Origin of the sequence: Mesorhizobium sp. M5C.F.Ca.ET.164.01.1.1 (assembly GCF_004792125.1) — a bacterium.
In the GTDB taxonomy this organism is placed as follows: domain Bacteria; phylum Pseudomonadota; class Alphaproteobacteria; order Rhizobiales; family Rhizobiaceae; genus Mesorhizobium; species Mesorhizobium wenxiniae.
Map to the genome: position 1 here is coordinate 1 of NZ_SRTG01000523.1, position 293 is coordinate 293.

The 293-nt window shown below is 65.2% G+C and carries 1 protein-coding gene; it reads right to left on the reverse strand.

Annotated elements, in window-relative coordinates:
* Positions 1–293: HAD-IA family hydrolase (locus EN807_RS34565; RefSeq protein ID WP_135938093.1), on the reverse strand; the 293-nt coding region annotated here is incomplete at both ends.

Below are 293 nucleotides of genomic sequence, written 5' to 3' on the forward strand. Positions count from 1 at the left end.
GTCGGCGTGGCCGGGATAGCTGTGCGCGGCGCCGGTGAAGCCGATGACGCGCATGCCGGCCGTCCTGGCGCCGGTGACGCCATGCACCGAGTCCTCGATGACGAAGGTATTTTTCGGATCGGCGTTGAGCCTTTCGGCGGCGTAAAGGAACACGTCCGGAGCCGGCTTGGTCTTTTTGCTGGGGATGTCGAGCCCCGAAAAGATGCGGCCGGCGAAGAACGGCAGTAGCCCCACCTTCTCCAGCATGAACTCGACCCGCTCCGTGCGCGAATTCGAGCAGACGCAGCGCCGCA